The 407-nt window shown below is 60.9% G+C and carries 1 pseudogene; it reads left to right on the top strand.

The window, feature by feature from the left end:
• Nucleotides 1-114: 114 nt before the first annotated feature.
• Nucleotides 115-407: pseudogene (locus ACFWJO_RS41125) on the top strand (glucose-6-phosphate isomerase); the annotation flags it as partial.

The raw sequence follows: 407 nt of genomic DNA, 5'->3' as shown, positions 1-407 counted from the left end.
CCCGTATCTCGATGCGGGGTTGAACCACCTGGTGTTCCACGCTCCCGGCCACGATCAGAAGCGGTTCCTGGAACTCTTCGAACGAGACCTCGCTCCTCGAATGCGAGCCCTGGGATGACAACTGATCTGACTCGAACGCCGATATGGGAAAAGCTGGCCGCCCATCAGTCGACGGTGTCGTTCCTGCATCTACGGGACCTCTTTGCTACCGACCCGAATCGTGGCAGCGACTTGACCGTCACCGCCGGTGACCTTTACGTGGATTACAGCAAGCACAGGGTCACTCGCGAAACGCTGGGACTGCTCCTCGAGCTGGCGCGGGCCGCTGGATTGGAACAACACCGCGATGCGATGTTCTCGGGTGTGCACGTCAACTGCTCCGAGGACCGGGCCGTCCTGCATACAGC

The sequence above is a fragment of the Streptomyces sp. NPDC127092 genome (assembly GCF_042722475.1).
In the GTDB taxonomy this organism is placed as follows: Bacteria; Actinomycetota; Actinomycetes; order Streptomycetales; family Streptomycetaceae; genus Streptomyces.
Note: the sequence above shows the minus strand (reverse complement) of the source record. Positions and strands in the feature narration are given on the sequence as shown.